The sequence below is a fragment of the Endothiovibrio diazotrophicus genome, from assembly GCF_054657215.1.
In genome coordinates this window covers 1-4,141 of the sequence record NZ_BAAHXB010000197.1, presented here as the reverse complement: position 1 = coordinate 4,141, position 4,141 = coordinate 1, and the positions used below count along the sequence as shown (strand labels likewise).

At 60.3% G+C, this 4,141-nt stretch carries 1 protein-coding gene; it reads right to left on the bottom strand.

Translation table 11 applies throughout. The features are described from left to right. On the bottom strand, positions 1 to 4,141 hold a 4,141-nt coding region (locus ACYQ2W_RS25295; protein WP_459873659.1), incomplete at both ends, for an NHL domain-containing protein.

The following is a 4,141-nucleotide window of genomic DNA, read 5'->3' as shown; positions in this document are numbered from 1 at the left end:
CACCACCGCCCCGGTATTGCTGTCGATCACCAGCCGCGGGCTTCCCAGATGATCACTGACTATCGCGTAGTTGATCCCGCCCTTGACCATGTAGGCGGGCACATTGGATTTGTCGGCATAGACGAAGTAGCTGACCACGTTGTTGTCGCCGTCCAGTTCAGCGACGGGGTTCAACTGGTCCTTGTAAAGAAATCCCTGAACCAGCACGCCATCGACCTTCTTGCCGATGCGACGGTTGCGGCCATCGGTCAGGTAGTCGATCACCACATCGTCGCTCAACGTCACGCTGGTCAGGTTGCCAACGGTGTCGTAGCTGTAGAGGGTGGTTCCGCTGCCGTCGGTACGGCTCGCCAGTTCACCGTTGGCCGTGTAGGCATAGTCGGCATCGGCGTAGGCGACCAGTCGATCCTGCGCATCGTAGAGGCCGGTTTCCACGCCGCCGGGGCCTTCGCGGCTCAGGCGATTGCCGTTGGCGTCGTAGGTGTAGGTGGTCGTTTCGCCATCGCGCTCCACCTCGGTGAGACGCCCGGCGGTGTCGTAGGTGTAGCGCTCCGTACGGTCGGGACCGTCAAGGCTTTCGACTCTCTCGGTAATGCGACCGAGCGGATCACGGGTATAGCGAGTGTCCAGGATCGGGGACCCGCTGATCTCCACCTGCTCCTCCGTCAATTCGCCGAACCCGTTGTAGCCCGGATAGGTGTCGATCTCACCGATCTGCACGCCGTCGAACCATCCGCTATCGGACTTGTAGTACAGCAATAGATCTCCTGCTTCGCTAAGCTGGCCGTCGGAATTGTAGATGTGACGGATCTTGAAGTCGTTCACGGAGAGCCCATACAACAGGAGGTCGCCATCCCAATAGTCCCGGGATACCGTGCCGCCGATTTCACCGCTCCATTGCTCGGACTCCAGGAGCGGTCCGAGATAGGTGATGGCCAGTGCCTCACCGTCGGGGGTGGTAATACCGGTTAGTTTCCCCGTGGTGTCATCGTAAGAGTAGGAGGTGCTTCCCACCGGTCGTTGCATGGCGACCTTGTGACCCTTGTCGTCGTACTCGATGATCAACATCCGTCCGTCGGGGCGAGTGACCTCCACCAACTCCTTATCGAGGTTATAGCGGTAGCGAGTAGCGGGGTCTTGGTTGGGATCGATCTCCGGCGGTGTATAGGCGGCTTCCAGGTCTCGCTCCTCATAGGCGAGGCGGTGGAGCTCCCCATTAGGGGTTGTGAGAGCGAGGAGGTTGCCCGCAGCGTCGTATTCGTAGGAGATGGCACCGCCGTCAGGGAAACGACGACGAATTGGGCGCCCGGCGAGGTCATAGTCGATTTCGGTTCTTCGGCCGATAGGGTCTTCCACGGCAGCGAGATTGCCCAGCGCATCGTAGAAGAAGGTGGTTGAGCGCGAGGCGTCACCGTCGCTTGCCGTCATGGCGGCCAGACGACCTCGCTCGTCGTAGCCGAAATCCACGCTATCTCCACCCGGATACTCCGCGCGTTGCAGGCGGCCCCGCTCGTCGAGCCAGGTGGTGGTCACCCGTCCTCGTGGAGTGGTGACCGTCTGCTTCCGGTCAGCGGCGCTGTAGACCTTGCGGGTTACTCCCAGCGGAGTCTCGACTGTTTCTGTCAATTCAACGAAATCGAGTGGATCGTTGGGATTGAGCCCCGTCACGCTCCGCGCCGTTGTCACCAGATACGGTGAGAGGCCCGGTATCGTCAACTTCCGCTTCGACGTTAACGGAGCGTCCATGCCGAATCGCGGATCGGCATCGATATATTGTTGCCTGACGATCCCTCCCGGCAAATACGTCGTCTGGTGACCGTCGCTGTGAGTCTGTTTGATTGTGACGGTTCCATCCCAACTCGTAGTGGTATTGCTGATGAGGTTCCCGGTATAGGTGGAATAGCTGGATGTCCGCCCTTCAGCGCTGGACAGCTTGACTGTGGGCTCTCTGGCACCGTAGAAACTGATGACACTCCGGGAGAGATTCCATCCCCCACCGGCGGGGTCTCGATCGGAGATCAATCGACCTCCCTGGTCGTAGGCGTAGTAACGGGATCGGTCGAGGGGATCGGTGATGGTGGTGAGAAGGCCGGTGGCGGTGTAGCTGAACCGGTACGACTCACCTGCAGGATTGGCGATTTGGTGAAGAAAGCCGTTTTCGTCCAGATTCAGGTCGGTTCGCTGTCCGTTGGGGGCGACCACCGCGCGAGGCCGGCCGTCAGCGTCGCGTTCGATAGTCGTGATCTCTCCGTCGGTCGTCGTGACGGTGATCAGGCGCTCACTCAGATCGAATCCGAAGCGAAACCGCTCATCGCCGGTGAGGGCATCCAAGGTTGCCACGTGGCGTCCGTCTTCAAAGCGGTAGATCTGCGAGCCGTCGGCGGAGGGGATCTGTAAGGGGTCGGTCGACCAGTCGCGCAGGAACCGCCGCCGCAGCCGACTATCCCCCGGCTGGGAAATGTAGAGCGAACCGTCGGGGCCCGACGCCAATCTATTCGGATAGCCGATGGACGCAGCGGTCGCCGGACCGCCGTCTCCGTCATAACCCGAGTGGCGGTCACCAGCCGCGGTGCCAAAAATTCCATCCGGCCCCACCTCGCGCACGAGTCGGCTATTTTTGTCAGCGATGTACAAGGTGCCATCGGAGCCGATGTCAATGTCCCATGGCCATTTGAGGTAGGACTCCGTCGCCAGTTGTCCATCTGCCGAATACCCTGGTGAGCCACAGATACCGGCGAAAGTGGAAGTCAGGCCCGTAGCGTCGATGCGGCGAATGCAGTAGTTGCTGGTGTCGGCAACGAAGAGGCTCCCGTCGTCGGCGACGGCAAGGTCGAGGGGATGATTGAAAAGCGCGTTCAGAGCGGCCGCTCCATCGCCTTCATAGCCCGCTTCGGCCGATCCAGCGACCGTATGAACGATCCCGTCCGGGCCGATCTTGCGGATCCGGTTGTCGTCGGTCAGGTAGATGCTGCCGTCGGCAGCAAAATCCAGCGACTGAAGGTTGGCGAAGGTCGCTTCACGCGCCAGCCCCTCGTCCCCGCCGAAACCCCGCTGGTCGCTTCCGGCAACCACTTCGATCTCCCCAGCGGGCGTCAGCTTTCGGATGCAACTGGGGCTATCGATAAAATAGAGGTCACCGTTTGATGCGAGCTTTACCTCGAATACGTCACCCAGTGGCATTTCCAGGGCGTTCCCCCCTTGGCAGGAGGTGGTTGTCGAATCGTTTCCAGCGAGCTGGGTCAGGCGGCCATCCGGATCGATGCGATAGATGTATCCGGCATCACCGGCATAGACCGAGCCATCATCCGTTACATCGATACCGATTGGCCAAATGTCGAAGAGTGTCGCTAGCTCGCCATCGACCAATGGCCAACGATCGCCTCCTCCCCCGACCGTCTGGATAAGCCAGCCGGAACCGGAAAGAAGGTTGCGCCGGTCACCATTGCCCAGATAGAGCATTCCGCGAGTGGCATCCAATTCGTGGTATAGCGAGAAGCTCCAACCGCCGAGTTCTGCTTGGGAGGAAAACCCCTGGATTCCAGAGAGTTGGACGGTCCAACTGCGCGAGGAGATGAACTCCTGGTCGTCCCGAACGGCTAGCACGCGGGAGCCATCATTTGCCATGCGGGCGAAAGAGCGTGTAGCGCCGAGTGCCGGGCTGTAATAGACAAGGGGGTAGATAAAGCTCATCTCCACGGTTGCGTTGACCGTGCCGGCTACTGGCCGGCCATAGGCGTCCATTCCGTCCCAGACGAAGGTGTAGCTTTGATTTGGTTGTGGAGGGAATCTCAACTCGTGGGTCTGACCTGCGACCATGATTTTCAAGGCGATTCCCTGAAGACTTGGAGGGAGGGTGTCGCCGGTGAGCGGAATGCCTATGGATCGACCGTCCAGCTTGCCGGGCATGCGGTCGCTGCGGTAGTGAAGTGAATACGGGGTACCTACCAGGGGAATGTCCTCTCCCAGCGATTGGGCTTGCACGTCAATCACACAACCCGGGCACTCGGTATTGTCCTTGGTATCGGCAGGCTTCTCCGACTCCGTTTCCGGTTTGTTATCGTTCGCTGAGGGGGCCTCCGCATCCGGTGGCGGCTGCACCGGCCAATTGCAGTCCCACGGCGAAAAGTGCTCGATCGGCACC